This window comes from Janthinobacterium sp. SUN118 (assembly GCF_030397695.1).
GTDB lineage: Bacteria > Pseudomonadota > Gammaproteobacteria > Burkholderiales > Burkholderiaceae_D > Janthinobacterium.
This window is the reverse complement of sequence record NZ_JAPUBV010000001.1, coordinates 81,976-108,788: the sequence shown is the minus strand read 5'-3', so window position 1 is coordinate 108,788 and position 26,813 is coordinate 81,976. Positions and strand designations below refer to the sequence as shown.

The 26,813-nt window shown below is 64.1% G+C and carries 24 protein-coding genes; 12 read left to right on the top strand and 12 right to left on the bottom strand.

What is annotated here, in order from left to right:
• Nucleotides 1–8 precede the first annotated feature (8 nt).
• The 4 genes from rsmA to O0880_RS00460 form a co-directional block, all read right to left on the bottom strand.
• Nucleotides 9–788: a 16S rRNA (adenine(1518)-N(6)/adenine(1519)-N(6))-dimethyltransferase RsmA gene (gene rsmA, locus O0880_RS00475; RefSeq protein WP_071321735.1), complete on the bottom strand. Its 780-nt coding sequence runs from the start codon at nt 786–788 to the stop codon at nt 9–11.
• A gap of 51 nt (nt 789–839) precedes the next feature.
• Nucleotides 840–1,889 (bottom strand): 4-hydroxythreonine-4-phosphate dehydrogenase PdxA, encoded by a 1,050-nt coding sequence (gene pdxA / locus O0880_RS00470; protein WP_289884462.1) that lies wholly within the window; start codon nt 1,887–1,889, stop codon nt 840–842.
• A 16-nt stretch (nt 1,890–1,905) separates the two neighbouring features.
• Nucleotides 1,906–3,294, bottom strand: a complete 1,389-nt coding sequence (locus O0880_RS00465; RefSeq protein ID WP_289884461.1) for a peptidylprolyl isomerase — start codon at nt 3,292–3,294, stop codon at nt 1,906–1,908.
• A 103-nt stretch (nt 3,295–3,397) separates the two neighbouring features.
• Entirely contained in the window at nt 3,398–5,647 is a 2,250-nt protein-coding gene (locus tag O0880_RS00460; protein ID WP_289884459.1) for an LPS-assembly protein LptD, read from the bottom strand.
• 99 nt (nt 5,648–5,746) lie between these two features.
• On the opposite strand from O0880_RS00460, the gene O0880_RS00455 reads away from it, so the two are divergent.
• From O0880_RS00455 to O0880_RS00435, 5 genes are all read left to right on the top strand, one after another.
• Nucleotides 5,747–6,814 (top strand): phosphotransferase, encoded by a 1,068-nt coding sequence (locus O0880_RS00455; RefSeq protein WP_289884458.1) that lies wholly within the window; start codon nt 5,747–5,749, stop codon nt 6,812–6,814.
• Nucleotides 6,815–7,024: 210 nt separating this feature from the next.
• On the top strand, nt 7,025–7,753 hold the full coding sequence (gene murU / locus O0880_RS00450; protein WP_289884455.1) for an N-acetylmuramate alpha-1-phosphate uridylyltransferase MurU: 729 nt from the start codon (nt 7,025–7,027) through the stop codon (nt 7,751–7,753).
• Complete coding sequence (locus O0880_RS00445; protein ID WP_289887261.1) at nt 7,753–9,075, top strand: aminopeptidase P N-terminal domain-containing protein; 1,323 nt, start codon at nt 7,753–7,755, stop codon at nt 9,073–9,075. The genes murU and O0880_RS00445 overlap by 1 nt, the downstream gene beginning before the upstream one ends.
• A 9-nt stretch (nt 9,076–9,084) precedes the next feature.
• A complete protein-coding gene (locus tag O0880_RS00440) occupies nt 9,085–10,227 on the top strand; it encodes a UbiH/UbiF/VisC/COQ6 family ubiquinone biosynthesis hydroxylase (RefSeq protein WP_289884453.1) in 1,143 nt (380 codons plus the stop codon).
• A gap of 115 nt (nt 10,228–10,342) precedes the next feature.
• The gene (locus tag O0880_RS00435; RefSeq protein WP_071321728.1) at nt 10,343–11,287 is read left to right on the top strand and encodes a sensor domain-containing diguanylate cyclase; all 945 of its coding nucleotides are present in this window, start codon (nt 10,343–10,345) and stop codon (nt 11,285–11,287) included.
• A gap of 46 nt (nt 11,288–11,333) precedes the next feature.
• Here O0880_RS00435 and O0880_RS00430 read toward each other — a convergent pair whose 3' ends face one another.
• From O0880_RS00430 to O0880_RS00420, 3 genes are read right to left on the bottom strand one after another with little or no spacing between them, the layout of a single operon-like run.
• Nucleotides 11,334–12,788, bottom strand: a complete 1,455-nt coding sequence (locus tag O0880_RS00430; protein WP_289887260.1) for an NAD(P)(+) transhydrogenase (Re/Si-specific) subunit beta — start codon at nt 12,786–12,788, stop codon at nt 11,334–11,336.
• 8 nt (nt 12,789–12,796) lie between these two features.
• Complete coding sequence (locus tag O0880_RS00425; RefSeq protein ID WP_071321726.1) at nt 12,797–13,111, bottom strand: NAD(P) transhydrogenase subunit alpha; 315 nt, start codon at nt 13,109–13,111, stop codon at nt 12,797–12,799.
• Nucleotides 13,112–13,135: 24 nt separating this feature from the next.
• The gene (locus tag O0880_RS00420; RefSeq protein ID WP_071321725.1) at nt 13,136–14,248 is read right to left on the bottom strand and encodes a Re/Si-specific NAD(P)(+) transhydrogenase subunit alpha; all 1,113 of its coding nucleotides are present in this window, start codon (nt 14,246–14,248) and stop codon (nt 13,136–13,138) included.
• 413 nt (nt 14,249–14,661) lie between these two features.
• Between O0880_RS00420 and O0880_RS00415 the strand changes: the two genes are divergently transcribed.
• Nucleotides 14,662–15,141: an NUDIX hydrolase gene (locus tag O0880_RS00415; RefSeq protein ID WP_071321724.1), complete on the top strand. Its 480-nt coding sequence runs from the start codon at nt 14,662–14,664 to the stop codon at nt 15,139–15,141.
• Between the two features lie 31 nt (nt 15,142–15,172).
• On the top strand, nt 15,173–16,288 hold the full coding sequence (gene mnmA, locus O0880_RS00410; protein ID WP_289884447.1) for a tRNA 2-thiouridine(34) synthase MnmA: 1,116 nt from the start codon (nt 15,173–15,175) through the stop codon (nt 16,286–16,288).
• 4 nt (nt 16,289–16,292) lie between these two features.
• Here the strand turns inward: mnmA and O0880_RS00405 are convergent, their stop codons facing one another.
• The 4 genes from O0880_RS00405 to O0880_RS00390 form a co-directional block, all read right to left on the bottom strand.
• Nucleotides 16,293–16,700, bottom strand: a complete 408-nt coding sequence (locus O0880_RS00405; protein ID WP_071326165.1) for a response regulator — start codon at nt 16,698–16,700, stop codon at nt 16,293–16,295.
• Between the two features lie 145 nt (nt 16,701–16,845).
• The gene (locus O0880_RS00400) at nt 16,846–17,619 is read right to left on the bottom strand and encodes a 5'-3' exonuclease (protein WP_289884445.1); all 774 of its coding nucleotides are present in this window, start codon (nt 17,617–17,619) and stop codon (nt 16,846–16,848) included.
• 69 nt (nt 17,620–17,688) lie between these two features.
• Entirely contained in the window at nt 17,689–18,123 is a 435-nt protein-coding gene (locus tag O0880_RS00395; protein WP_289884444.1) for an Sbal_3080 family lipoprotein, read from the bottom strand.
• Nucleotides 18,124–18,241: 118 nt separating this feature from the next.
• Nucleotides 18,242–18,913 carry a glutathione S-transferase gene (locus tag O0880_RS00390; RefSeq protein WP_289884443.1) on the bottom strand — a complete coding sequence of 224 codons (672 nt, stop codon included), beginning with the start codon at nt 18,911–18,913 and terminating at the stop codon, nt 18,242–18,244.
• A gap of 164 nt (nt 18,914–19,077) precedes the next feature.
• Here O0880_RS00390 and O0880_RS00385 point away from each other — a divergent pair, with 164 nt between their 5' ends.
• The 4 genes from O0880_RS00385 (at nt 19,078) to nagZ (ending at nt 24,698) form a co-directional block, all read left to right on the top strand.
• A complete protein-coding gene (locus O0880_RS00385) occupies nt 19,078–20,130 on the top strand; it encodes a YjgN family protein (protein WP_232251017.1) in 1,053 nt (350 codons plus the stop codon).
• 1 nt (nt 20,131) lies between these two features.
• A complete protein-coding gene (locus tag O0880_RS00380; RefSeq protein WP_071321718.1) occupies nt 20,132–21,142 on the top strand; it encodes a M48 family metallopeptidase in 1,011 nt (336 codons plus the stop codon).
• 223 nt (nt 21,143–21,365) lie between these two features.
• A complete protein-coding gene (locus O0880_RS00375; RefSeq protein ID WP_071321717.1) occupies nt 21,366–22,976 on the top strand; it encodes an FMN-binding glutamate synthase family protein in 1,611 nt (536 codons plus the stop codon).
• A gap of 180 nt (nt 22,977–23,156) precedes the next feature.
• On the top strand, nt 23,157–24,698 hold the full coding sequence (gene nagZ / locus O0880_RS00370; RefSeq protein ID WP_289884441.1) for a beta-N-acetylhexosaminidase: 1,542 nt from the start codon (nt 23,157–23,159) through the stop codon (nt 24,696–24,698).
• A gap of 46 nt (nt 24,699–24,744) precedes the next feature.
• Here nagZ and O0880_RS00365 read toward each other — a convergent pair whose 3' ends face one another.
• Entirely contained in the window at nt 24,745–25,734 is a 990-nt protein-coding gene (locus O0880_RS00365; protein ID WP_289884440.1) for an oxidoreductase, read from the bottom strand.
• 128 nt (nt 25,735–25,862) lie between these two features.
• Between O0880_RS00365 and O0880_RS00360 the strand changes: the two genes are divergently transcribed.
• Complete coding sequence (locus O0880_RS00360) at nt 25,863–26,783, top strand: AraC family transcriptional regulator (RefSeq protein WP_289884439.1); 921 nt, start codon at nt 25,863–25,865, stop codon at nt 26,781–26,783.
• Nucleotides 26,784–26,813: the final 30 nt, after the last annotated feature.

Sequence of the window (26,813 nt, the reverse complement as noted above, 5' to 3'; positions counted from 1 at the left end):
CCACGGGCTTAAACAGGCGCTTTCAATAGATTGGCCAGGGCAACATACTGTTCCAGGCCCACGGTTTCCGGACGCAGGGTCGGGTCGATGCCGGCCGCCTTGATCTGCTCTTCCGTAAACATGCCGGCCAGACAGTTGCGGATCACCTTGCGGCGCTGCGAGAAGGCCTTCATGACGACCGCTTCCAGGGTTTCCTGGTCGCATGGCAGGCGTTCGGCCACGGGAATCATGCGCACGATGGCCGATTCCACCTTCGGCGGCGGGTCGAAGGCCGTCGGCGGCACGATGAACAGCAGCGACATGTCATAGCGCCATTGCAGCATCACGGACAGACGGCCATACGCCTTGCTGCCCGGTTCGGCAACCATGCGCTCGACCACTTCCTTTTGCAGCATGAAATGCTGGTCCAGCACCAGCGGCGCGAAATCCGCCAGGTGGAACAGCAGCGGGCTGGAGATGTTGTATGGCAAGTTGCCCACGATGCGCAATTTCTGGCCGGCCGGCACGGGGATTTGCGCAAAGTCAAACTTCAGCGCATCGCCCGAATGGATCGTCAGCTTGGCCGGATTGAACGTCTTTTCCAGGCGCACGATCAGGTCGCGGTCCAGTTCCACCACGTGCATCTGCTTCAAGTGGCGCAGCAACTGCTCCGTCATGGCGCCCAGGCCGGGGCCGATCTCGACCATGGCATCGTCCGGCTGCGGCGCGATGGCGGCCGTGATGTCGTCGAGGACGAAGCGGTCATGCAGGAAGTTCTGGCCAAAGCGTTTGCGGGCAACGTGTTTCATATTCTGTTCTTCTATAAATGCGGGTAAGGCGCGGTAATGCGGATGAAATGTTCAGGCCGCGCGGCTGGCGCGCAGCATGTCGAGCGCCGTTTGCAGCGCGTGCTGCATGCTGTGGCAATCGGCCAGTCCCAGCCCTTGCGCGGCCAGGTCCAGCGCCGTGCCATGGTCGACCGAGGTGCGGATCAGCGGCAAGCCCAGCGTGACATTGATGCCGCGCCCGAAGGTCGCGTATTTCAGCACGGGCAAGCCCTGGTCGTGGTACATGGCCAGCACGCAGTCGGCGTCGGCCAGGTATTTGTGCTGGAACAGGGTGTCGGCCGGATACGGCCCGCGCGCATCGATGCCGCGCGCCTGCGCCGCGGCGATCGCCGGCGCGATGACGTCGATTTCCTCGCGTCCCAGGTAGCCGCCCTCGCCCGCATGCGGGTTCAGGCCGGTAACGAGGATGCGCGGCGCGGCGATGCCGAATTTCTGTTGCAGGTCTGCCTGCATGATATCGAGGGTGACGGCCAGGCTGTCCAGCGTGATGGCGGCCGACACGTCTTTCAGGGGCAGGTGCGTGGTGGCCAGGGCCACGCGCAGGGTCGGTTCGCCATGTCCCGGTTCGCCGGCCAGCATCATGACCACGTGCGGCGTGCCGGTTTTTTCCGCCAGGTATTCCGTATGGCCGGAAAACGCCACGCCAGCATCGTTGATGGTGCTCTTTTGCAAGGGCGCCGTGACCATGGCGCCAAACCAGCCGGCCGCGACGCCTTCCACGGCCGCATCGAGGGTATCGAGCACGGCGCGCCCGTTATCCTTGTCGAGCACGCCAGGGATGACATTGTTGACGGTGGGAATATCGATCACGGCCAGGCGGCCGGGACCGAACTGCGGCAGGCCGCTGTTGCGCACGGCTTGCAGCGACAGGGCCGCCAGGCGGATGTCGGGATCGATCAGGCTGGCCGTCAGCGCCAGGAAGGCGGCGTCGCCCAGCAGGATGCAGTTGACTTCATGGCGCATGGCCCAGGCCGCGCGGATGGAAATTTCCGGGCCGACACCAGCCGGTTCGCCACAGGTAATGGCGATGGCTGGACGACGCGTGGCTGGCTGGGTACTCATGCGCAAACAGTCACGATCACTGGTCGTCCGAGCGGAATTCGACATAGGCGCGGTCGCGCACTTCGCGCGCCCAGCTTTCCGTCGCTTCTTCCAGCTTGCGTTCGCGCAAGGCATTGCGTGCGGCGCTGCGCTGCTTCTCTTTCGAGACGTCGTCGCTCTTGCGTTCCAGCACTTCGATCAGGTGGAAACCAAAACTCGATTCGATCGGCTCGCTCACTTCACCCGGTTTCAGCGCATTCATCGCCGTTTCAAATTCCGGCACGGTGTCGCCCGGATACAGCCAGCCCAGGTCGCCGCCCTTGGCAGCCGATCCATCATTCGAGAACAAACGGGCCAGGTCTTCGAACTTGGCCGCCTTGTTGTCGAGGCGTTCCTTCAATTCGGCCAGCTTGCGCTTGGCTTCCGCGGCCGACATGGTCGGCGTCACTTTCAGCAGGATGTGGCGGGCATGCGTCTGCTGCACGGCGGCCACGGCTTGCGCCTCGGCCGCGCTGCGGCGGTCCACCAGCTTCAGGATATGGAAGCCCGTGTTGCTCTTGATGATAGGCGTGATCTGGCCCGGTTTCAATTTCAGCAATTGCTCCGTGAACAGGGGCGGCAGGCGGTCGCTATTGCGCCAGCCGATATCGCCGCCGCTCAGTGCATCGCTGGCATCGGAATAGCTGGCGGCCGTCTTGGCGAAATCGGCGCCCGTGCGCAGCTGGCGGCTGACTTCTTCGGCGCGCGCGCGGCGCGCGGCGATCTGTTCCGGGCTGGAGTTTTCTGGGATGCGCACGAGAATCTGCGCCAGGTTCATTTCGACCTGTTCGCTGGCCGCCGCTTTTTCCGCGTCCAGGAAATTGTCCACTTCCGAATCCGAGATCTGGATCTTGGCGTCGACTTCATGTTCGCGCAGGCGCTGCATGATGATTTCGTCGCGGATTTCCTCGCGGAAGGTCGCAAACGGCGTACCTTCCTTTTCCATCTGGTTGCGCAACTCTTGCACCGTCATCTTTTGCTGTTCCGCAATACGACCAATCGCGCGGTCCAGGGTCAGGTCATCCACGCGGACACCCATTTCCTTGGCCAGCTGCATTTGTGCGCGTTCGACAATCATGCGCTCGAGCAATTGACGACGCAGGTCGGCCGGATCGGGCAGCGGAATATTCTGCGCCTTCATGCGCTGCTCCACGCTCTTGATGCGGGTCGCCACTTCATTGCGCGTAATCACATCATCATTGACGACGACGGCGATGGAATCGATGGTCTGGCCGCTGCTCGAGGCGGGCGGCGTGAAACCCTTGACCGCTGCGGCGGCAGGCACGGCGGCGGCAGGAGCAGGAGCGGCCTGTTGCGCCCAGACACTACTGGTCGCGGCGCCGGAAATGGCGCACAACAAAACCGTTGCAATTTTGAGTTGGTGCATACTGGCATTACGCATAATGTGTAGAGCGCTCATGAGTTCAGGTGAATAAAAAAACCGGTTTGTGCCAGCGCCGGGGACACCGGCGGCGGCAACGGTGACCATCTTAACGGAGTGGCTGGCTCAGTGCCTGGTAGCCAGGGATCGTTTTGGTAAATGTCTCGAGGCCATTCGCCCCCAGACCCAGGCCGTTTGACAGGCCCGTCAATTCCAGCTGGAAGAAGATCGGCGTCGAGGCATTCTTGGCCGACGTTACGAAACGCTGCGCGCCCATGCGGAAAACCCAGCAGTCGCCCTTGTATTCCAGGCCGACGAGGCTTTCCAGCATGCGGCGGTCCAGCAAGGAATAACTGATGCGGCCCACGCCATACAGGCGGTCCGTCAGCGGCCATTGCGTGGAAATTTCCGCGTTACGGAAGCTGTTGCGCTGGAAACGGTTACTAAAATTCAATACTTTCTTCGCGCCGGGCTGATATTGCAAGGTGTAGTTGTAGCTCATCAGCTGACGGTCGCTGGGATTGTACTGCACCAGGCTATCGACGGTCCAAGTCTCCGACACGCGACCGGTCGCCGCCAGCAGGATGTCCGAACGCGACTGGTTGACCGGCGTGGACGAATTGAGCTGCACGCGCTGGTCGGCAAAATAGAAGCGCTGGCCGAAGGTCAGCCGCATGCGCTCGGCGCCGTCCGGTTGCAGGAAGCGCGAAACGACGGCTGCCGTGACCTGGTTGGCGTCGCTGATGCGGTCGCTGCCGACGAAACGGTTTTCCGTAAAGATCTGCGTCAGGCTGAAGGTGCCGTCGGCCGTATCGAAATTCGGGAATTGCGACTGGTCGCGGTACGGCGTGTAGACGTAGAACAGGCGCGGCTCCAGCGTTTGCGTGCCGCCCTTGGCGCCAAACAGGTTCGTGTCGCGCTCGAACACGAGGCCGCTGTCGACCGAAAACGTCGGCACGGCGCGCGTAAACGAGGTATTCGGGAACTGCGCCTTGGTCCGGCTATCGTTATCAAGCTGATATGCGCTGGCATTGAGCATCAGCTTGGGCGTGATGAAGTAGCCGGGGCGGACGATGGGAAAACTCACCTGCGGCACCGCCACCAGGCGCGAACCTTGCACCTGGGTCGGATGCACGAAGCGCGTCGCCTCCGCGTCGAAGGTCCAGTCGAAACCACCCCATACGTCGTATTTGCCGGCATGGAAGTTAACCGACGGCAAACGGTCATACGGGCGCGTGACGAACAGGCTGGGATCGGTCACCGCATCGGGATCCTGCAGCACCTGGTAATTCTGCACGCGCGCCGTCAGGCTCCAGTCCTCGGTGCGGTACTCGGTGCGCAATTCGCGCAGCAACTGGCGCTCGGTGGCCGTGGCCACCGTCTTCGAGAAGTCGCTCGGATAATTATTGTCGGACGCGTCGCGCACATCCCAGCCATAGGTCCAGCCCGGGGCCAGCGCCTGATCGTGCTTGGACTTGATCATGTAGCGGTCGGTCTTGGTCTGCTTGTCATTCGGCAGATACTCGATCGAGGTTTCGCCGCTGTACAAACCGGCATCCGTCTCGCCGATGTAGCGCCCCACGGCGCCCAGCTGGATGCCGCGCCGCTGTATGTATTTCGGGAACAGGGTCAGGTCGCGGTTCGGCGCGATATTCACGTAGTACGGTACCGTCAGCTCAAAACCATTCTTCGAGGCAAAACCCGGCGTCGGCGCCAGCCAGCCTGAACGGCGCGCACCGGACAGGGAAAACGAGATGCCGGGCGTGCCGAGAATGGGCACGTCCTTGAAATAGATGATGGTCTTGCTGCCCGTGCCCACGTCGCGCCCCGTGTCCAGGTTCAGGGTGCTCGATTTCAGGTACCAGTCCGGATTCGGGCCTTCGCAGGTACTGTAGGTACCGTCGATGACATTGGCTTCGTCGGGATTGATGAAGTCGACGCGCTCGGCCTTGCCCTGCCCGCCGCCCACTTCAAAGCGGTAGGTGGGATTGAGCAGGAAGCCCTTGCCCGTCTCCATGTTCAGTTTCAGCACGTCGCCCGTGTAGTAATCGCCGAAACGCCACATCTTGATATGGCCCTCGGCATCGAACTCATCGTCAACTTGTTTGTAACAAGCTGTATCGGACGTCATTTTTGTGGTTTTTCCACGCTCAATGACGACATTTTTGTCCAGATTGAGCTCCCGTTCCGGTCGGCCGCGCATACTTTCCGCCGTCATGACGGTGGGCGCATCCGGATCTTCCACATGAACCGGACGTGGTGCTTTCTGGGCGTGAACAGGCACCGTCGTGGCGGCGACGAGCGCGCTGATGGCGAAAGCCCAGCGCTGCGAAGGGGGGGAGGCCGAAAACCAGCTCATGAATTGGAAGGGGCAAGCACCATTGACAGGCGATTTTTTGATTTGAATCCCTTATTATATGGGAATCTGCACCATCAACCCGATTCCACAGGCCGCTTAATGTCATTCTCCCCCAATTCCCCTGCCGCGCCGGCCTCCGCCGACGCTCGCCTGACCCTGTTGAAAGCCTGGTTGGCCCCGTTGAACCTCGTTTCGCCCGATTCCGCGCGCCCCGCATCCAGCGATGCCAGCTTCCGCCGCTACTACCGCCTCGATGTCTTGCCCGGCAATGCAACATTGCCAGGAAGCACACTGATCGCCATGGATGCGCCCCCCGAGCGCGAAAACGTGCCCGCCTTTATCAAGGTGGCCGGCTTGCTGAAAGCGGCCGGCGTGTCCGTGCCGGACATCATCGCGCAAGACCTCGAGCACGGCTTCCTGCTGCTCTCCGACCTGGGCACGACCACCTACCTGGACGCCCTGAACCACGACAATGCCAGCGTGCTGTACGCCGAAGCGCTCGAATCGCTGATGAAAATCCAGCTGGCCAGCCGACCCGACGTGCTGCCCGAGTTCGACCGCGCCTTCATCCTGCGCGAAATGAATCTGTTCCCGGAATGGTTCATCGGCAAGCATCTGGGCGCCACCTTGACGGATGTGCAACAAACCCAGCTGGACAAGGTGTTCGAAGCCATCACGGCGAATATCTTGTCGCAGCAACAAGTTTTCATGCACCGCGACTACCATTCGCGCAATTTGATGCACATCAATGATGGCTCGATGCCCAATCCGGGCATCCTCGACTTCCAGGACGCCGTGTTTGGCCCCGTCACCTACGACATCGCTTCGCTGCTGCGCGACGCCTACCTGCAGTGGGATGAAGAACTGGTGCTCGACTGGGTGATCCGCTACTGGCAGCGCGCCAAGCAGCTGGGCTTGCCAGTGAATCCCGACATCGACGCCTTCTACCGCGATTTCGAATTCACGGCCCTGCAGCGCCACCTGAAAATCCTTGGCCTGTTCGCGCGCCTGAATTACCGCGATGGCAAGGACCTGTACATGGGCGACCTGCCGACCGTACTCGACTATGTGCGCAAGACAGCCAACCGCTATACGGAACTCAAGCCGCTGGTGCGCTTGCTCGACGCGCTGGAAAATAAGACGCCGCAAGTCGGCTACACCTTCTGACGACACGCGCCAAAACCTGATGCGCGTCGCGCTTTGCGGCCGGCGATGCTCACCGTACCCGAGTACGGTTGCGCTTCCTGGCCACAAGGAGGCGCCGGGCCTCACTGCCGCTCGCTACGGTTTTGTCAGGTGTCGCGACTGCAGAATTAAGCTATTGTGCGGCTCACGCCGCGCAACATTTACCGAACAAAACAGAAAACGAGTCCCACCATGAAAGCCATGATCTTCGCCGCAGGCCGCGGTGAACGGATGCGTCCGCTCACCGACACCTGTCCCAAACCGCTGCTGAAAGTGCGCGGCCGTCCGCTGATCGTCTGGCATGTGCTGAATCTGGTGCGCGCCGGCATCACGGACATCGTCATCAACCATGCGCACCTGGGCCATCTGATCGAGGCAACCCTGGGCGATGGCAGCGCGTACGGCGCGCGCATCGCGTATTCGCCGGAGAGCACGCCGCTGGAAACGGCGGGCGGCATCGCCCAGGCGCGCCACCTGCTGGGCGAGGAACCGTTCCTGGCCATCTCCGGCGACATTTATTGCCCGTACTTTGATTTCAAGCAAGTGCTCGACGTGCTGGCCGACAAGGATGTGCTGGGCACGCCGTATCCGGCCGACCAGCGCGACATCGCCTGGACCTACCTGGTGCCCAATCCCGACTTCCACCCGCACGGCGACTTCGGCCTGACCTTGTTCTCGATCAACAATACGGACGACACCAAATGGACCTTCGCCAACATCGGCGTGTACCGTCCTGAAATGTTCGACGGCATTACGCCAGGCAGCCACGCCAAACTGGGCGACCTGCTGCGCCAGTATGCGGACCAGGGCCGCGTGGGCGGCGAAATCTATCCGGGCGAGTGGACGAATGTGGGCACGCCGGCGCAGCTCGACGTGCTCAACGGCGTCGCCAGCACAGGCCCGAAGGCGCCTGCGGCATGATGGCCAATTACGCGGCACGGCGCGCGGCGCTGCTGGCGCAGATGCTGCCAGGCAGCGTGGCCTTCCTCGCCACGGCGCCCGAAGTGGCGCGCAACAGCGATTGCGACTATCCGTATCGCCACGACAGCTATTTCTACTACCTGAGCGGCTTTGCGGAGCCCGACAGCGCCATGGCCCTGGTGGCCGCCAGCGCCACTGCGCCCGCGCGCGCCATCCTGTTTTGCCGCGCCAAGAATACCGAGCGCGAAATCTGGGATGGCTTCCGTCACGGCCCCGAGGCGGCGCGCGCCACCTTCGGCTTCGACGCCGCCTTCCCCATCGAGGAACGCGACGTGGAAATGGCGCGCCTGCTGGCCGATGCGCCGGCCCTGTATTACGCGCTGGGCGGCAACCTCGATGCCCAGGTCAAGGTCTGGCTGCACAGCGTGCGGCAAAAGGCCCGCAGCGGCATCACCGCCCCCGCCATGGCCATTGAGATCAACGGCATGCTCGACGCCATGCGCCTGCTGAAGGACAGCGAGGAACAGACGCTGATGCGCCGCGCGGCCGCCATTTCCAGCGCCGCCCACGTGCGCGCCATGCGCGCCACGCGGCCCGGCATGCCGGAATATGCGCTCGAAGCGGAGCTGCTGTACGAATTTCGCCGCAGCGGCGCGCAGTTTCCCGCCTACTCGTCCATCGTGGCCGGCGGCGCCAACGCCTGCATCCTGCACTACAACGCCAACGACGCGCAGCTGCAGGACGGCGATCTGGTGCTGATCGACGCCGGCTGCGAACTCGATGGCTACGCCTCCGACATCACCCGCACCTGGCCCGTCAACGGCCGCTTCAGCGGCCCGCAGCGGGCGCTGTATGAACTGGTGCTGGCGGCCCAGCAGGCGTCGCTGGACATGGTGCGCCCCGGCTTGCCGCACAGCGCCATCCACGAGGCGGCCGTGCAGGTGCTGGCGCAGGGCATGCTGGATTTGAAATTGCTGGACCGGCAAAAAAACGGCAGCGTGCAGGATGTCATCGCCGACAAGAGCTATACCCCGTTCTACATGCACGGCACCAGCCACTGGCTGGGCATGGACGTGCACGACGTCGGCGCCTACCGCGACACGGCCGCACCCGGCAAGCCATGGCGCGCGCTGGCGCCTGGCATGGTGCTGACGGTGGAACCGGGCATCTACGTGCGCCCCGGCGCCGGTGTGCCCGAGCAGTTCTGGCACACCGGCATCCGCATCGAGGACGATGTGCTGGTCACGCCGCAAGGCCATGAAGTGTTCAGCACGGCGCCCAGAAGCGTGGCTGAAATCGAACAACTGATGTCACAGGATTAACGCAGCAGCATGCATACACCGCCCCCCTTCGATCTCGCCATCTGCGGCGCCGGCCCCGTCGGCATGGCGCTGGCCGCCCTGCTGGTGCAACGGGGCGCACGCGCCGCCGGCATCGCCCTGCTCGACGCCAAATCCATCGAGCAGGCCAGGCGCGATCCGCGCACCATCGCCCTGTCGCACGGCAGCCGCCAGATCCTCGAGGAAGCGGGCGCCTGGCCCGTCGCAGCGACGACGATCCACGAAATTCACGTCTCGCGCCGCGGCCATTTCGGGCGCAGCCTGATGGACCGCGCTGAACATGGCGTCGATGCCCTCGGCTATGTGGCACGCTACGGCGCCGTGGTCAGCGCGCTGGCCGACGTGTGCGAGCGCCTCGGCGTGGCCAGCCTGCGCCCGGCGCTGGTGACGGCCAGCGCCGAAGACGCCGATGGCGTCACCGTGCAGATCGAACAGGACGGCGCCGCCGCCAGCCTGCGCGCCAGCCTGCTGGTGCAGGCCGAGGGCGGCCTGTTCGGCCAGCAGCAGGAACGCGCCGTCAGCCGCGACTATGGCCAAAGCGCCATCATTGCCCACGTGCGCACCAGTGCTCCCATCGCCCACCGCGCGTATGAACGCTTCACCGACGAAGGTCCGCTGGCCCTGCTGCCGCAGGACGACGGCTACGCGCTGGTCTGGTGCGTGCCGCCCACGCGCGCCGAACAATTGCTGGCCCTCGACGATGCGGCCTTTCTGGCGCGCCTGGGCGCGGCCTTCGGCAGCCGCCTGGGACGTTTCAACCACACGACGCCGCGCCTGGCCTATCCGCTGGGCCTGAACGCGCAGGCGGGCGGCACGGCGCGCACGGTCGCCATCGGCAATGCGGCGCAAACCCTGCATCCGGTGGCGGGGCAAGGCCTGAACCTGGGCTTGCGCGACGCCGCCGTGCTGGCCCGCGTGCTGGCGCAGGACGGCAGCCCGGCAAGCCTGGAACGCTATGCCAGCCTGCGCCAGGCCGACCGCGGCCTGACGGTGCGCGTCACCGACACCATGGCGCGCATCTTCACGGGCACGGCGCCCACGCAAGGCGTCCTGGGCCTGTCGCTGGGCTTGCTCGACGTCTTCAGCCCGGCGCGCAAGAGCCTGGCTGAACTGATGATGTACGGCCGGCGCTGAGCCTTAGCAATAAAGAAAGAGCGCGGGCGAAAAAGAAACAGGCGGGCTATCCGGCATGGAATAAACGGCCCGCGGATGCGACAATGGGTATCACCTGGATTTTGGCGACAGTCCCATGACAGACGCATTGCCCGCAGCACCGCCTGCCGCACTTCCCGAAGTACTCTTTTCCCGCCTGCTGGAAGACGCCCTCGACGCCGTCATCATCATCGACGAACAGTGCCGCATCCGCTACATCAACGGCGCCATGCAGGCGCTGTCCGGTTATGCCAGTGGAGAACTGCTGGGCCAGACCCTGAACGGCCTGCTGCCCGACGCCGTCGCCACCCAGCACGACAACCACGTCATCAACTACATCCGCAGCTCGCGCCCGTCCAGCGTGCTGGGAAAGATCCGCGAATTCGCCATCCGCCACCGCGATGCGCAAATGATCCCCATCGAGATGAAGGCGCTCGACCTGGGCGTCGTCGATGGCATGCGCTATTTCGGCGCCTTCCTGCTCGACGTGCGCGAGCGGCGCGAACTGGCGGCCAAGAATGCCAGCCTGCTGGCGCAGCTGGAGCAGCAGGCGCTGCACGATGCGCTGACGTCGCTGCCGAACCGGCGCGCCTATGAAGCCCAGGCCGAGCAAGCGATGGCGCGCACGGCGCGCAGCGGCGCCGCGCTGACGGTGGGCGTGGCCGACCTCGATCATTTCAAGAAAATCAACGACCGCTATGGCCATGCCGTGGGCGACGCCGTGCTGCGCACGGTGGCGCAGGTGCTGCGCGACACGGGCCGCGTCACCGACGTGGCGGCGCGCATGGGCGGCGAGGAATTCGGCCTGCTGTTTCCCGACGCGACCTTGACGCAAGCTTGCCAGGTGGCCGAACGCATCCGCGCGGCCGTGGCGGCCGCCGTCACCGTGCTGCCCGACGGCGGCGCGCTGCACGTCACCATCAGCATCGGCCTGGCGCCGTTGACGCAGGGCGCCAGCATGGACGCGGCCATGTCGGAAGCGGACAAGGCGCTGTACGCGGCCAAGCACCAGGGCCGCAACAAGGTGGTGGCGGCAGAATGAAAACGGCCCGCGCAAGGCGGGCCGTTTTCAGTGGCGCAAGGCGTTCTTACTCGACTGCCTTGAGCATGTCCTCGATGACCTTCTTGGCGTCGCCAAACACCATCATCGTGTTCGGCTGGTAGAACAGTTCATTGTCCAGGCCCGCATAGCCGGAAGCCATCGAGCGCTTGTTGACGATGATGCTCTTGGCTTTGTACGCTTCCAGGATAGGCATGCCGGCGATCGGCGATGCCGGGTCCTTCGCCGCCGGGTTCACCACGTCGTTGGCGCCCAGCACCAGCACCACGTCGGTCTGGCCGAATTCGCCGTTGATGTCCTCCATCTCGAAGACCTGGTCGTACGGCACCTCGGCTTCGGCCAGCAGCACGTTCATGTGGCCCGGCATGCGCCCCGCCACCGGGTGGATCGCATACTTGACGGTGACGCCCTTGTGCGTGAGCTTTTCCACCAGTTCCTTCAGCGAGTGCTGCGCGCGCGCCACGGCCAGGCCGTAGCCGGGCACGATGATGACGGTTTCCGCATTGCTCATGATGAAGGCGGCATCGTCGGCCGAACCCGATTTCACGGGACGCTGTTCCTGCGCGCCGGCCACGCCGGCGGCTGGTGCGGCGCCGCCGAAGCCGCCGAGGATGACGTTGAAGAACGAGCGGTTCATGGCCTTGCACATGATGTACGACAGGATCGCGCCGGAAGACCCCACGAGCGAGCCGGCGATGATCAGCATCGAGTTATTCAGCGAAAAACCGATGCCGGCCGCGGCCCAGCCCGAGTAGCTGTTCAGCATCGAGACCACCACCGGCATGTCGGCGCCGCCGATGGGAATGATGATCAGCACGCCCAGGGCAAAGGCGATCACGGCCATGATGACGAACGGCGTCCACGCCGGTTCCACGCCGTCGGCGAAGCAGAAGGCCAGGCCCAGGCCGACCATCACCAGCGCCAGCACCAGGTTGAGCATGTGCTGGCCCTTGAAGCTGACGGGTGCGCCCTGGAACAGGCGGAACTTGTATTTGCCCGACAGCTTGCCGAAGGCGATCACCGAACCGGAGAACGTGATGGCGCCGACAAAGGTGCCGATGAACAGCTCGAAGCGATTACCGATGGGCAGCGCCTCGCCATGCTTGGCGATATTGAAGGCCCATGGCTCCGATACGGCCGCCACGGCGATGCAGACGGCCGCCAGGCCGATCAGCGAGTGCATGGCCGCCACCAGTTCCGGCATCTTCGTCATTTCCACGGTTTTCGCCAGGTAGGCGCCGATGACGCCGCCCGTGACGATGCCGATGATGACCAGGGTCAGGCCCATGCCGCCCGTTTGCTGTTCCTTCAGTTTCAGGATCAGCGCCACGGTGGTGACGGCGGCAATGGCCATGCCGCTCATGCCGAAGGCGTTGCCGCGGCGCGCCGTCGATGGCGACGACAGGCCCTTCAGGGCCTGGATGAAGCACACCGAGGCGATCAGGTACATCATCGTCACCAGGTTCATGGTGACGAAGCTCATGGCGTGACTCATTCTTTCGCTCCTTGCTTGGCCTTCGGTTCTTTTTTACGGAACATCTCGAGCATGCGCTGCGTGACGAGGAAGCCGCCAAACACGTTGACGGCGGCCAGCGCCACGGCCAGGGTACCGGCGGCCTGCGCCAGCGGTCCGTCCGTCAGGCCGGCGGCCAGCATGGCGCCGACGATGATGATGGCGGAAATGGCGTTGGTGACGGCCATCAGCGGCGTGTGCAGCGCCGGCGTGACGGTCCAGACCACGTGGTAGCCGACATAAATGGCCAGCACGAAGATGATCAGGTTGGTGATGGTGTGACTGATTTCCATGATGTTGTTCTCTCCGGCGCCGTATTATTTACGTAAGATGTCGCTGCCCGCACAGACCAGGCTGGCCTTGATGATTTCATCCTCGCGGTCGATCAGCAGCTGGTCGTCCTTGTCGATGATGAGCTTGAGGAAGTCCAGCACGTTGCGCGCATACAGGGCCGACGCGTCGGCCGCCACCAGGGTCGCCAGGTTCGGCTCGCCCACGATGTAGACGCCGTGCTTGAGCACCGTCTTGCCCAGCTCCGACAGCGGGCAGTTGCCGCCCTGCTCGACGGCCAGGTCGACGATGACGGAACCCGGCTTCATGGCCTTCACCGTCTCCTCGGAAATCAGCACGGGCGCGGCGCGGCCGGGAATCAGGGCCGTGGTGATGATGATGTCGGCCTGTTTTGCCCGTTCATGCACCAGTTCGGCCTGGCGCCGCATCCAGTCGGCCGGCATGGCGCGCGCGTAACCGCCCGAACCCTTGGCGATTTCCCGCTCTTCATCGGTAAGGAAAGGCACGTCGAGGAATTTGGCGCCCAGCGACTCGACCTGCTCCTTGACGGGCGGGCGCACGTCGGACGCCTCGATGACGGCGCCCAGGCGCTTGGCCGTGGCGATCGCCTGCAAACCCGCCACGCCCACGCCCATGATCAGCACGCGGGCCGCCTTCACGGTGCCGGCCGCCGTCATCAGCATCGGCATGAAGCGCTGATAGGTATTGGCCGCCACCAGCACCGCCTTGTAGCCGGCGATGTTCGCCTGCGAGGACAGCACGTCCATCGACTGCGCGCGCGTGATGCGCGGCACGGCTTCCAGGGCGAAAGCGGACAGCCCGGCCGCGGCCATGGCGGCGATATTGTCGGCGTCAAAGGGATTCAACATGCCGATCAGCACGGTGCCGCTGGCCATCAGGGCCCGTTCATCGGCATCGGGGGCGCGCACCTTGAGCACGATGGCGCAGCCATACGCTTCCTGGGCGCTGCCGATCTGGGCGCCGGCGGCGGCATACGCGTCGTCGGGAATCGAGGCGTGCAAGCCCGCTCCCGCCTGCACGACGACCTGATGCTTGGCTGCCAGCTTCTTGACTGTCTCGGGCGTCGCTGCCACCCGGGTCTCACCGGGCCGTGATTCGGCCGGTATGCCTATCCTCATGAATGCCTCCGCAAATTAATAAACTGACTAGAATCTAACACGGAAACCTTCGCGTTAAACGTTTGTGAACCAGCAACTTTTAGGCGCTGGACACTAATTGCCCCGTAATCGCATCCACCGTTCCGCCATGCGGTACGGCACCCGTATTGTGGGAAAGGTGTGTCAATCTCACCACAGTCCAATCGGCGTGCGCGCTTGTTTTGACCACAGGGAAAGCCTATATTGACGGGCGCTTCCTGCCACCTTGCCGCCAAAGCCCCCATGCTAGTGCGCTCGCGGGGAAAGACGTAAGTACCTCCCACCGCTATTTGCTAAAACGTTGTCATTTATCAATATGTCCTCGCAACAAAAGGCCGGCTTCAAACCGCGCGCGCAGAACAAGATAAAATGTCGGCTCTTTCAAGGATGGAATCATGCCGAGAATCTGGAAACCCTCTGTCACCGTTGCCGCCATCGTCGAGCGCGACGGCCTGTTTTTACTGATTGAAGAAGAGACCAGCGAAGGCATCAAGCTGAATCAACCGGCCGGCCACCTCGACCCGTTCGAGTCGCTGGAGCAGGCCGTGATCCGCGAAACGCTGGAAGAAGCTGCCTATGATTTCATCCCCACGGCGCTGGTCGGCATGTACATGTCGCGCTACCAGTCGCAGCGCACGGGCGAGGACGTGACTTATTTGCGCTTCACCTTTTGCGGCACGGCCGGCGCCGAGCATGACCGCCCGCTCGATGAAGGCATCCTGCGCACGCTGTGGATGACGCGCGACGAACTGGCGGCCTGCCAGGAGCGCCACCGCAGCCCGCTGGTGCTGCAATGCGTCGATGAATACCTGGCCGGCCGGCGCGCGCCGCTGGCCCTGCTGCACACGCATGCGTCCGTTTTCAATAGCGCATAGCAATATTATCTAAAAGTAACTGGAAAGCAAGATGAGCAAGAAGAAAGTCGTTATCGGCATGTCGGGCGGGGTCGATTCCTCGGTCGCGGCATGGATGCTGAAGGAACAAGGCTATGAAGTCATCGGCCTGTTCATGAAAAACTGGGAAGACGACGACGATTCGGAATACTGCTCGACGCGCCAGGACTGGATCGACGCGGCCAGCGTGGCCGACGTCATCGGCGTCGATATCGAGGCCGTCAATTTCGCCTCCGAATACAAGGACCGCGTGTTCGCCGACTTCCTGCGCGAATACCAGGCCGGCCGCACGCCGAACCCGGACGTGCTGTGCAACGCTGAAATCAAGTTCAAGGCCTTCCTCGACCACGCCATGACCCTGGGCGCCGACCTGATCGCCACCGGCCATTACGCCCGCGTGCGCCAGGCGCCGACGGAGGCGGGCCGCTTCGAGCTGCTCAAAGCCGTCGACGCCAGCAAGGACCAGAGCTACTTCCTGCACCGCCTGAACCAGGCGCAATTGTCCAAGACCCTGTTCCCGCTCGGCGAAATCCCGAAGACGCAAGTGCGCCAGATCGCCGAAAAGCTGGCCCTGCCGAATGCGCAAAAGAAGGATTCGACGGGCATCTGCTTCATCGGCGAGCGCCCGTTCCGCGAATTTTTGAACCGCTACCTGTCGTACAAGCCGGGTCCGATGAAAACGCCGGACGGCAAGACCGTGGGCGAGCACGTGGGACTGAGTTTTTACACGCTGGGCCAGCGCAAGGGTATCGGCATCGGCGGCGTGAAGTCGTACCAGAATGCGGACGGCAGCAGCGACGCCTGGTATGTGGCGCGCAAGGATATCGCCAACAACACCCTGTGGGTGGTGCAGGGCCACGACCATCCGTGGCTGCTGTCGCCAGCCTTGACGGCCGACCAGGCCAGCTGGATCGCCGGCACGGCGCCGCAGGCGGGCGCCTTGAGCGCCAAGACGCGCTACCGCCAGGCCGACGTCGCCTGCCAGCTGCTGCCGGACGGGAATGAACACTTCAGCCTGGCCTTCGATCAGGCGCAATGGGCCGTCACGCCGGGCCAGTCGGCCGTGCTGTACGACGGCGACGTGTGCCTCGGCGGCGGCATCATCGCCGGTTCGACGGGACTGGCGTAATTTCCTAGGCGTTGCCCTGCGCGGCGGCGGCCAGGGCTTGCTGCTTGCGCACCATGGCGATGACGGTATTGCGCACGGTCTTCAGCACCGTGTCGGCCATGAAGGGTTTCACGATGAAGCCCGACACGCCCATCGCGTGCGCCGCCTGCAGCGACGCGGCGTCGATGCCGCCCGAAATCATGAAAATGAGCGTCTTCGGATACTGCTCGCGGATGGTCTGCACCACGTTGCTGCCATCTTCCACCTGCTCGCGCGCGATGCACACGAAATGCGGCCGATGCTTGACCAGCAGCGCCAGTCCCAGCGCGCTGGTATGCGTCTGGCCGCAGACATCGTAGCCGCCATCGATCAGGACCGTGTTCAGCAGGCCGCGCGCCACCGCGCTGCTATCGATCAGGACTGCCTTTAACATCATGATTTACTTCCTTGCTTGATTGATTCCGTGTTCTGGCCAACAGAGCGTCCAGGAAAACGTCCAGGGCCAGGCGCGTTGCCGAAGGCAGTACGGATGTACGACGAGGCAAGGCAACGACGCCATGGGCTTTCTGTTTGGCACTCTACTTTTCCCACACGAGTTTGTTCCAGGTGACACCCAGCGTGACATCCGTCTTGAGTTCCACCAACTTTCTTGAAAGATACAGTATTTCCCGCTCTTTTCGCAGGCTTTCACCGAGCGCGCCGGGCAAAATGCCGGCGCCAGCCATCACGGCGTCGATATTGCCGTAGGCGCGCAACAGTTTCGCGCCCGTTTTCAGGCCGATCTTCGACACGCCCGGGATGCTGTCGGTGACGTCGCCCATCAGCGCCAGCAGGTCGGGCAGCAGTTCCGGCGGCACGCCGAACTTTTTCTCGACCCAGGCGTGATCGTGCCAGATGCCCTTGAAATGGTCCCAGACCAGGGCGCCGTGCGCGATCAGTCCATGCAGATCCTTGTCGGTGGTGGCGATGACGGCCGCACCGCGCCCCTCGTGCAGCCAGCGCATGACGGCCGTGCCGATCACGTCGTCGGCCTCGACTTCGGGAATGCTGACCACGTGCATGCCGAAGCTGGCCAGGGTGGCGTAAAAGCCGGGCAAGGCGTCGCGCAGCACCTGCGGCATGGGCTGGCGCCCCTCGCGGTAGCCCGCATACAGGGCGTGGCGCCAGGTGGGGCCGCCAAAATCGAAGGCCGGCAGGATGTGCGTCGGCTCGTGGTCGTTGATGAGGGTGCGGAACGACGACAGCGCATGGCGCAGCGCGATCTCCGCCTTCAGGTCGGAATCGGGTTCAGGACTGGCTTCGTAGACGCGGCGTACGATATTCAAGCCGTCGATAGCGAGGAGTCTGGCCATGCGGTTATGATGACTTTTGAGGCTTGTTCAAGCCCGCATTCTACCGCATGGCCATGGTGCCGAGCAGTTTCAGCTACCGGCGCCGCCCGGGAAAAGCTGGTTGACCAACTCGCCAATTTTTTGATCCGCATCAATGAACTTCCCCGTGTTCAGACCCGCGCGCTTGGCGTCGTACACGGCTTCACCGACCACCTTGCCGTTGTTGTACACCTTGATATTGGCGTAGTGCATATACATCGCCAGATCCCAGCGCCAGTTCGCCGTGTAGGTGGACGTCAGCGGACATTCGATGATCGATGCCGTGACAGGCAATTGGCGTGCGACATAGCCCTTGCCTTCCAGCGCGCGCTTGTACGCGGCCATGAAGCCGACGCGCACATCCGGGTTATTCAGGATACAAACTTCTTTGGTGGCAAAGTTCCCAACCGGTTTGACGGTCTGGTGAATCGCGCAGCCGGTAAAGAGAAACATCACGGCGGCAAAGAGCACTATTTTTTTGATCATGGAAAAGAGCGCGTCGCGGCGCTGGCATATGGTTGCATAAAGGAAAATATTTTATAGCAAAACCATGTAAAAAAGTAATATTACTTTCTTTGTATGACCTATGCCGCGAGCAATCTGTTCACTTTGCAAAGTCGTAAGGCCCGCCTTTTTCCAGCGCGCGCTGGAAGGCGGGCCGCGCATGGATGCGCTGCAGGAAGGCCGTCAGCTTCGGCAGGCGCGCATCGAGGCCGCCGCGCGAGGCGGCCGCTTCCAGGGGAAAACTCATCTGGATGTCGACGGCCGTGAATTCATTGCCGGCAAACCATTTGGTTTTCTCCAGCTCCGCTTCCATGTAGGCGAGCTGGCTGTTGATGTTCGGCATGATGAAACTGTCCCTGACCTTGCTGGCGATGCCGCGCGCGATCGGTTTCACGAAGAAGGGCATGGGCGACGATTCGACCTTGTCGAACACCAGCTTCATCAGCAGCGGCGGCATGGCCGAGCCTTCCGCGAAATGCAGCCAGTAGGTCCAGCGCAGCTTTTCCGGCGTGCCCGCCGCCGGCACCAGGCGGCCATTGCCGTAGCGCTCGAGCAGGTAGTCGATGATGGCGCCCGATTCGGCGATGGTGTTGGCGCCGTCCGTGATCACGGGCGACTTGCCCAGCGGATGCACGGCCTTCAGCGCGGCGGGCGCCAGCATGGTTTTCGGGTCGCGCTGGTAGCGCTTGACCTCGTAATCGAGCCCTAGTTCCTCGAGCAGCCAGAGCACGCGCTGCGAGCGCGAATTGTTCAGATGGTGGACGACGATCATGGTTTTCCCGGTAGGCGATGGTTGAGTTCCAGTATAGCCGGGACGGCCAGATTGCGGCGGCGCAAGCGTATCGACGAAAAAATTGCGAAAAACAGTAGTTTCAATTGATAACTTTTCAGTATTCCCTTATCTTGTTTTGTTTCCAATAAGTAAGGAATCTCCCCGTGCACGTCGACGTCAACAACACCAATCCCCAGCGCGAAGCGATCACCTTCAGCGCCACCGGCAGCGAATACTTCCGTATCTGGATCGTCAACCTGCTGCTGAGCATTGTCACCCTCGGCATTTACTCGGCCTGGGCCAAGGTGCGCCGCAACCGCTATTTCTATTCCAGCACCCACCTGGCCGGCAGCAGCTTCGAATACCATGGCAACGCCGTCGCCATCCTGAAGGGCCGCATCGCGGCCGTGGTGCTGATCGGCGGCTACAACATCGCCTTCCAGGTCTCGCCCGTCGTCGGCCTGATCATGCTCGTGCTGATGCTCGCCGTGCTGCCCTGGCTCGTATGGAAAAGCCTGCAATTCAAGCTGTACAACACCAGCTATCGCGGCATCCGCTTCGGCTTTGGCGGCAGCGCCAAGGAAGCCTATAAATACTTCCTGTGGCTGCCGATCCTGAACACCTTCACGGGCGGCCTGATGACGCCGTTCCTGCACCAGCGCCTGAAACGCTTCCAGCACACGCACAGCCGCTTCGGCACCAGCAACTTCAGCTTCGACGCCAGCGTCGGCAGCTTCTACAAGACCTATCTGCTGTTCTTCGCCCTGCTGCTGGCCGGCTTCCTGGTGCTGATCTTTGTCGTCTTCGCCAGCGTCTTCGCCACGTTCGCCACGCATGCCAACGACGCCACCAAGGCCGGCAGCATCTTCGGCGCCGTCGCCGCCCTGTATGCGTGGGCCTTCATCGTGCTGCCGCTGTTCCTCACCATGATCCAGAACCTGATCTGGAACCACACGCGCCTGCAGCAGCACCAGTTCCAGTCGCAGCTGACGTGGGGCCGTACCACCTTCATCATGCTGACCAACCTGATCGGCATCGTCGTCACCCTGGGCCTGTTTTCGCCGTTCGCCCACGTGCGCTGGCTGAAATACCGGCTGGAAGCGACCTCGATGCTCGTGCATGGCAGCCTGGACGAGTTTGTCGCCGCCACGGGCCAGCAAGTGTCGGCCACCGGCGAAGGCGTGGTCGACCTGCTGGACTTCGACCTGTCGCTGTAAGATGCACAACGACAGCCCGACCGCGCAGGCGCCGCTGGCCGCCCGCTATTTCGACGGCCACAGCTCGCGCCTGTACCACGTGACGCTGGCCGTGCACGATGGCATGGCCGTGCTGGCCGGCGACATCGAGCGCAGCTGCCCGCTGGGCGAGCTGCACGTGTCCGAGCGCAGCAGCCACGCCGCGCGCAAGGTCAGCTTCCCCGATGGCGCCTACCTGGAAATCGCCGACCTGGCCGCCTTCAACCGCCTGCTGCACGACACGGGTCACCGCGACGGCTGGGTGGTGCGCCTGCAGCAAAGCTGGCGCGGCGCCCTGCTGGCCACGGTGGCCACCGTGCTGGCCCTGTGGCTCAGCTATCAATACCTGCTGCCGGTGGCGGCGCAAGGCATCGCGTATGCGATTCCCCAGTCCGTCGAGCGCCAGCTGGGCCAGGGCGTGCTCGATTTCCTCGACAAGCACGTGTTTGAGGCGAGCAAGCTCGATGGCGCGCGCCAGCAAGCCTTGCGCGCCCAGTTCGCGCGCCTGGCCACGCCCGGCGACAGCACGCCCGAGCACCGCATCGTCTTTCGCAAGAGCAAGATCGGCCCGAACGCCTTCGCCCTGCCTTCGGGCGACATCGTGCTCACCGATGAAATGGTGGCACTGATGCCGGACGACCTGGCCATCATGGGCGTGCTCGCGCATGAGCTGGGGCACCTGCAGCAGCGCCACCTGACGCGGCGCCTGATCCAGACCTCGGCCGTGGGCGCCGGCGCGGCGCTGCTGTTCGGCGACGTGTCGACGGTGGTGGCCACGCTGCCGCCGCTGCTGCTGGACTTGAAGTACTCGCGCGACGTCGAGCGCGAGGCGGACGACTATGCGATCGCCATGCTGCGCCAGAACGGCATTGCGCTGGAGCACCTGGCACAGGTGTTTGTCGCCCTCGACAAGCTCGGCGACGCCACGCCGTATCTGTCGAGCCATCCCGCCAGCGCCGAACGGGTGGCCCGCATCCGCGCCGCACAACGGTGAACACCTGACCAAACCTGCTGCGCGTCGCGCTTTGCGGCCGGCGATGCTCACCGTACCAAAGTACGGTTGCGCTTCTCGGCCGCAAATCGCTGCCGCCCGCTACGGTTTTGTCAGGTGTCGCGCGTATGGATAGCGCCGCTCTGACAGTACACTTTCCCAGTCAGCAAGATCTACAAATCACCGGTACACTCAGCAGTATCAGTCTGACTTCACCGGAGTGCCCATGCACCTAGTACCATTTCGCTACCTGACCTTCATTGCGACGGCCGCCATCTTTGTCCTGTCCCTGTTTTACTACGACCATTATTGGCTGCCCGTGCTGGCCGGTGCGCTGACCCTGCTGGGCATCAGCGACCTGCTGCAAACCAAGCGCGCGCTGCGCCGCAACTACCCCATCCTTGCGCATTTCCGCTTTTTCTTCGAGAGCATCCGCCCCGAAATCCGTCAGTACTTCCTGGAAAGCGACACGGAAGCGACGCCGTTCTCGCGCAGCCAGCGCAGCATCGTCTACCAGCGCGCCAAGGAACAGACGGACAAGCGCCCGTTCGGCACCCAGCTCGACATGTACCAGGCCGGCTACGAATGGATCAACCATTCCATCGCCCCCGCCAAGGTGACGGGACACGACTTCCGCATCGACATCGGCAACCACCCGGACTGCCCGCGCGAGAAACCGTATTCGGCCAGCGTCTTCAATATTTCGGCGATGAGCTTTGGCGCCCTGTCGGCCAACGCCATCCTGGCCCTGAACGGCGGCGCGCGCAGCGGCGGCTTCATGCACGACACGGGCGAAGGCAGCATCAGTCCCTACCACCGCGAAAACGGCGGCGACCTGGTCTGGGAAATCGGTTCCGGCTACTTCGGCTGCCGCAACCCGGACGGCACCTTCTCCGAGGAGCGCTTCGTCGCCAACGCCAGCTCGGAGCAAGTGAAAATGATCGAGCTGAAAATGTCGCAGGGCGCCAAGCCAGGCCACGGCGGCGTGCTGCCCGGTCCCAAGGTGACCATCGAGATCGCCACCACGCGCGGCGTGATGGTGGGCGAGGATTGCATCTCGCCGGCCGCGCACAGCGCCTTTTCCACGCCGCTGGAAATGCTGCACTTCATCGACCGCCTGCGCACCCTGTCGGGCGGCAAGCCGACGGGCTTCAAGCTGGCCATCGGCCACCCGTGGGAGTTTTTCGCCATCGTCAAAGCCATGCTGGAAACGGGCATCACGCCCGACTTCATCGTCGTCGACGGCAGCGAAGGCGGCACGGGCGCCGCGCCCGTGGAATTCACCGACCACGTGGGTACGCCGCTGCAGGAAGCGCTGGTGCTCGTGCATAACACCCTGGTGGGCGCCAACCTGCGCGCGAAGATCAAGATCGGCTGCTCGGGCAAGATCATCACGGCCTTCGACATCGCCCGCCTGCTGGCGCTGGGCGCCGACTGGTGCAATTCGGCGCGCGGCTTCATGTTCGCGCTGGGTTGCATCCAGTCGCAAAGCTGCCACACGGACCGCTGCCCGACGGGCGTGGCCACGCAGGATCCGCAGCGCCAGCGCGCGCTGGTGGTGTCCGACAAGATTTCCCGCGTGGCGCACTTCCACCAGAACACCATGAAGGCGCTGGCCGAACTGATCGCCGCCGCCGGCCTGGCGCACCCGCAGGACCTGCGCCCGCACCACCTGGTGCGGCGCATCTCGCCCAACCAGGTGAAACTGGCCTCGGCCCTGCTGCCCTTCCTGGAAGCGGGGCAATTGCTCGACCCGAGCCAGCTGCCGCAACTGCCGCCCGTGTTCGGCCTGTACTGGCCGAAGGCGCAGGCCGCATCGTTCCAGCGCCTGGACTAAGCCATGCATGGCGCAAGTGGACTAATACCACTTAATAACCACTTGCGCAAATATCCAAATCCAATACAATACCAAAACAAGTACAAAACCAGGCAGCTTTTCCGGTGATCGCCAGGACGCGCCACCACGATGCCACAATACGTATGCCATCATCACAATGAATACCGGAGGAGTTGCAGCATGGAGCAGGGTTTGCGCGAAAAAGTAGGACAGTTGTTCATGGTGGGCTTCGACGCCCTGCAGGCGGACGAGCATATCAAGACCTTGATACGCGACAAGAAGGTGGGCGGCGTGATCCTGTTCCGCCGCAATGTGCACACGCCCGCGCAAGTGTCGGCCCTGTGCCGCGAACTGCAGGAAATCAACGCGGAAGTGTCCGACACGCCGCTGCTCATCTCCATCGACCAGGAAGGCGGCATGGTGATGCGCATCGAACAGGGCGTCACGCCCGTTCCCGCCGCGATGGCCTTCCAGGCCGCCGGCTCGCCTGAAGACTGCGAACGCATGAACCAGATCAGCGGCGACGAGATGCGCCAGGTGGGCATCAACATGCTGCTGGCCCCCGTGCTGGATGTGAACAACAACCGCAACAACCCCGTCATCGGCGTGCGCGCGTATGGCGAGGATGCCGCCACCGTCATCGAATACGGCATGGCCGCCATGCGCGGCCAGCGCGCCAGCGGCGTGGCCGTCACGGCCAAGCATTTCCCCGGCCACGGCGACACGGCCATCGACACGCACTATGCCATGGCCCTGGTGCCGCACGACAAGGAACGCCTGCGCGCCGTGGAACTGGCGCCGTTCCGCGCGGCGATTGCCGGCGGCGTCGACGCCATCATGACGGCGCACGTGGTCTTCCCCGCGTTCGAAGCCGACACCAGCGTGCCGGCCACCCTGTCGAAAGGCGTGCTGACGGACCTGCTGCGCGGCGAGTTGCAATACAAGGGCGTCGTCATCACCGATTGCCTGGAAATGGCGGCCATCGCCGACGGCATCGGCATCGCCCAGGGCGCCATCGCCACCTTGCAGGCGGGCGCCGACATCGTCCTCATCTCGCACCGCGAAGCGCAGCAGACGGCGGCCATCGACGCCGTCATCGCCGCCGTGGAACGCGGTGACATTGCGCTCTCCCGCATCGACGCGGCTTGTGCCCGCGTGGCTGAACTCAAGCGCAACCGCGCCGTGCGCGACTGGCGCGCGCGTCCGCTCACCCCGCCGGCGCTGATGCAGCCGGCCGCCATGGCCCTGTCGCAGCTGCTGCAAAAGGCGGCCTTGCGCGTGCAGGGCGATTACCGCGCGCTCGACGCGGGCCTGCCCGTGACCCTGCTGACGGTGGAAGTGCGCTCGCGCAGCGAAATCGACGAAGTGGCGCTGGGCCGCAACAAGGAAGCGCGCAGCTCGATGCTGCCGGCGCTGCTCGAGGCGGGGCTGGACGTGCGCGAATACGCCCTGTCGGCCGAGGCGCTGGACGAGGAAGTGGACGCCGCCATCGCCTTTGCGCAAGGCGCGCAGCAGATCGTGCTGCAGACGTATAACGCCATGTTCATCGATGGCCAGCGCCGCCTGGTCGACGCCCTGCCGCACGATAAACTGTGGCTGGTGGCGGGCCGTTTGCCGTATGACCTCGACCTGGCGCCCGCCGCCCAAGGCCGCCTGGCCGCCTTCGGCTGCCGCCCGGCCGCGCTGGCGCCCGTGGTGGAAAAACTGGCGGGCAAGGCGTAAATCCACGCCGCCCTTCCTGCACATGCCGGGCCTTGCCCGGCATTTTTCATGCAGCGCCGGGATCGAAACGCACGCCCGTCATCTGTTCGCTCAGCGCCCATAGCTGGCGCGCCTGCGCAGGGTCGGCCGCCCAGCGCCGCACGCCCGCCCCCGTGCTGTCGTCCGCCACCAGGGCGGCAATATCGCAATCCTCGCAATACACGCCGCCAAGACCGTCCAGTTGCGTGCTGGTGGCACACCAGACGGCCGTGGCGGCGCCCTGCGCCACGTTCTTGAAACCCGATTGCGGCGGCGGATTCACCTGGCCCGCATCGTCAAGCGCGCCCACCCTGCGCAAATCATCCTGGTCCAGGTGGCGCACCAGCGGCGTCAGGATGGCGCCCGGGTGCAGCGAAAAGGCGCGCACCTCGTGCGCCGCACCGCGCCGGTCCAGCTCCACGGCAAACAGGGCGTTGGCGCTTTTCGACTGCGCATACGCGCGCCATTTGTCGTACGGCTGGCGCAGGAAATGCGGGTCGTCCAGGTCGACGCCCGCCTGCCGGTGGCCCAGCGACGACACGCACACCACGCGCGCGCCCTGCGCCTGCCGCAAGGCCGGCCACAGGCGCGCCGTCAACTGGAAATGCCCCAGGTGATTCGTCGCGAACTGCGCCTCGTAGCCGCGCGCATCGCGCAGCAAGGGCGTGGCCATGATGCCGGCGCCGTTCACCAGCAGGTGCAGGGCGCGGCCGGTGGCAAGGAAGGCAGCCGCGAATGCGTCGATCGATTGCGGATCGAGCAGGTCGAGCGCGGCGACTTCCACGCCGGCCAGACCGGTCAATGCAGCTTGCGCCTGGCGCGGGTCGCGCGCCGGCACCACCACGCGGGCGCCCGCGCCGGCCAGCACGCGCACCGTTTCCAGGCCTAGCCCTGAAGCACCGCCCGTGACGATGGCCTGCATGCCGGACAGGGTGCGCCCGGCCAGCGCCTCGGTGGCGGTGGTGGCCGCGCCGAAGCCGGTGTGAAGGGGAGTCTGCCTGGGATCGCCGTATGTCATGTCTGCCTCTGCATGTGGGGGCCAGCGCGGGATGGCTGGCGACATGCATATTTTGCGCGGGCCGTTCTGGACTGTGAATGGCGTAAAATCCTTGATACTGTCGCCATCGTCCAGAACTGGAACCCGCCATGGATCTGCTTTCCGATGTACTGTCGCTGTTTGACACGCGCAGCTCCTATTTTGCCGGCCTGAAGGCGGGCGGCGCATGGGCCATCGACTTTCCGCCGCCGGACGGCATCAAGTTCAACGCCGTGATCGAAGGTACTTGCTGGCTGATGGTCGCGGGCATCGACGCTCCCGTGCAGCTGCGCACGGGCGACTGCTTCCTGCTGGCGCCCGGACGCGCATTCACGCTGGCCAGCACGCCCGGCTTGCCGGCCACGCCGGCGCTGGAAGTGTACCGGCACGCGCAGCAGGGCGTGACCCGCCACGGCGGGCCGGAACACGATTTCTTCCTCATCGGTGGACGTTTCAGCTTTGGCGACGAGGCGGCCATCCTGCTCGACTGCCTGCCGCCCCTGTTGCACGTGCGCGGCGATACGGACCAGGCCAGCGTGCTGCACTGGGCCTTGCAGCGCCTGGCGCAGGAACTGCAGGCGACGGCGCCCGGTGCGACGCTGATGACGCGCCACCTGGGCCACATGATGCTGCTGCAGATGCTGCGCCAGTATCTTCAAGCGCAGGCGTCGCATCCCGTGGGCTGGCTGTTCGCGCTGGCCGATCCCCGGCTGCGCGCCGCCATCGAGGCCATGCATGCGCAGCCGGCGCAGCGCTGGACCTTGCTGCAGCTGGCCGCCGTCGCGGGACAGTCGCGCTCCGCCTTTGCCCTGCACTTCAGGAACCGGGTGGGCGTGACCCCGCTCGATTACCTGCTGCGCTGGCGCATGCGCCTGGCCACGCGGCGCCTGAAGGACAGTGCCGCGACAGTGACGTCGATCGCGCAGGCGCTGGGCTACGATTCGGACAGTGCCTTCAGCCATGCCTTCAAGCGCGTCATGGCATGCTCGCCACGCCAGTACCGGCTGCGCCACGCGGACGCGCAGGCGTAAAAAAACCCGCGCTGGCGGGTTGTGGCAATA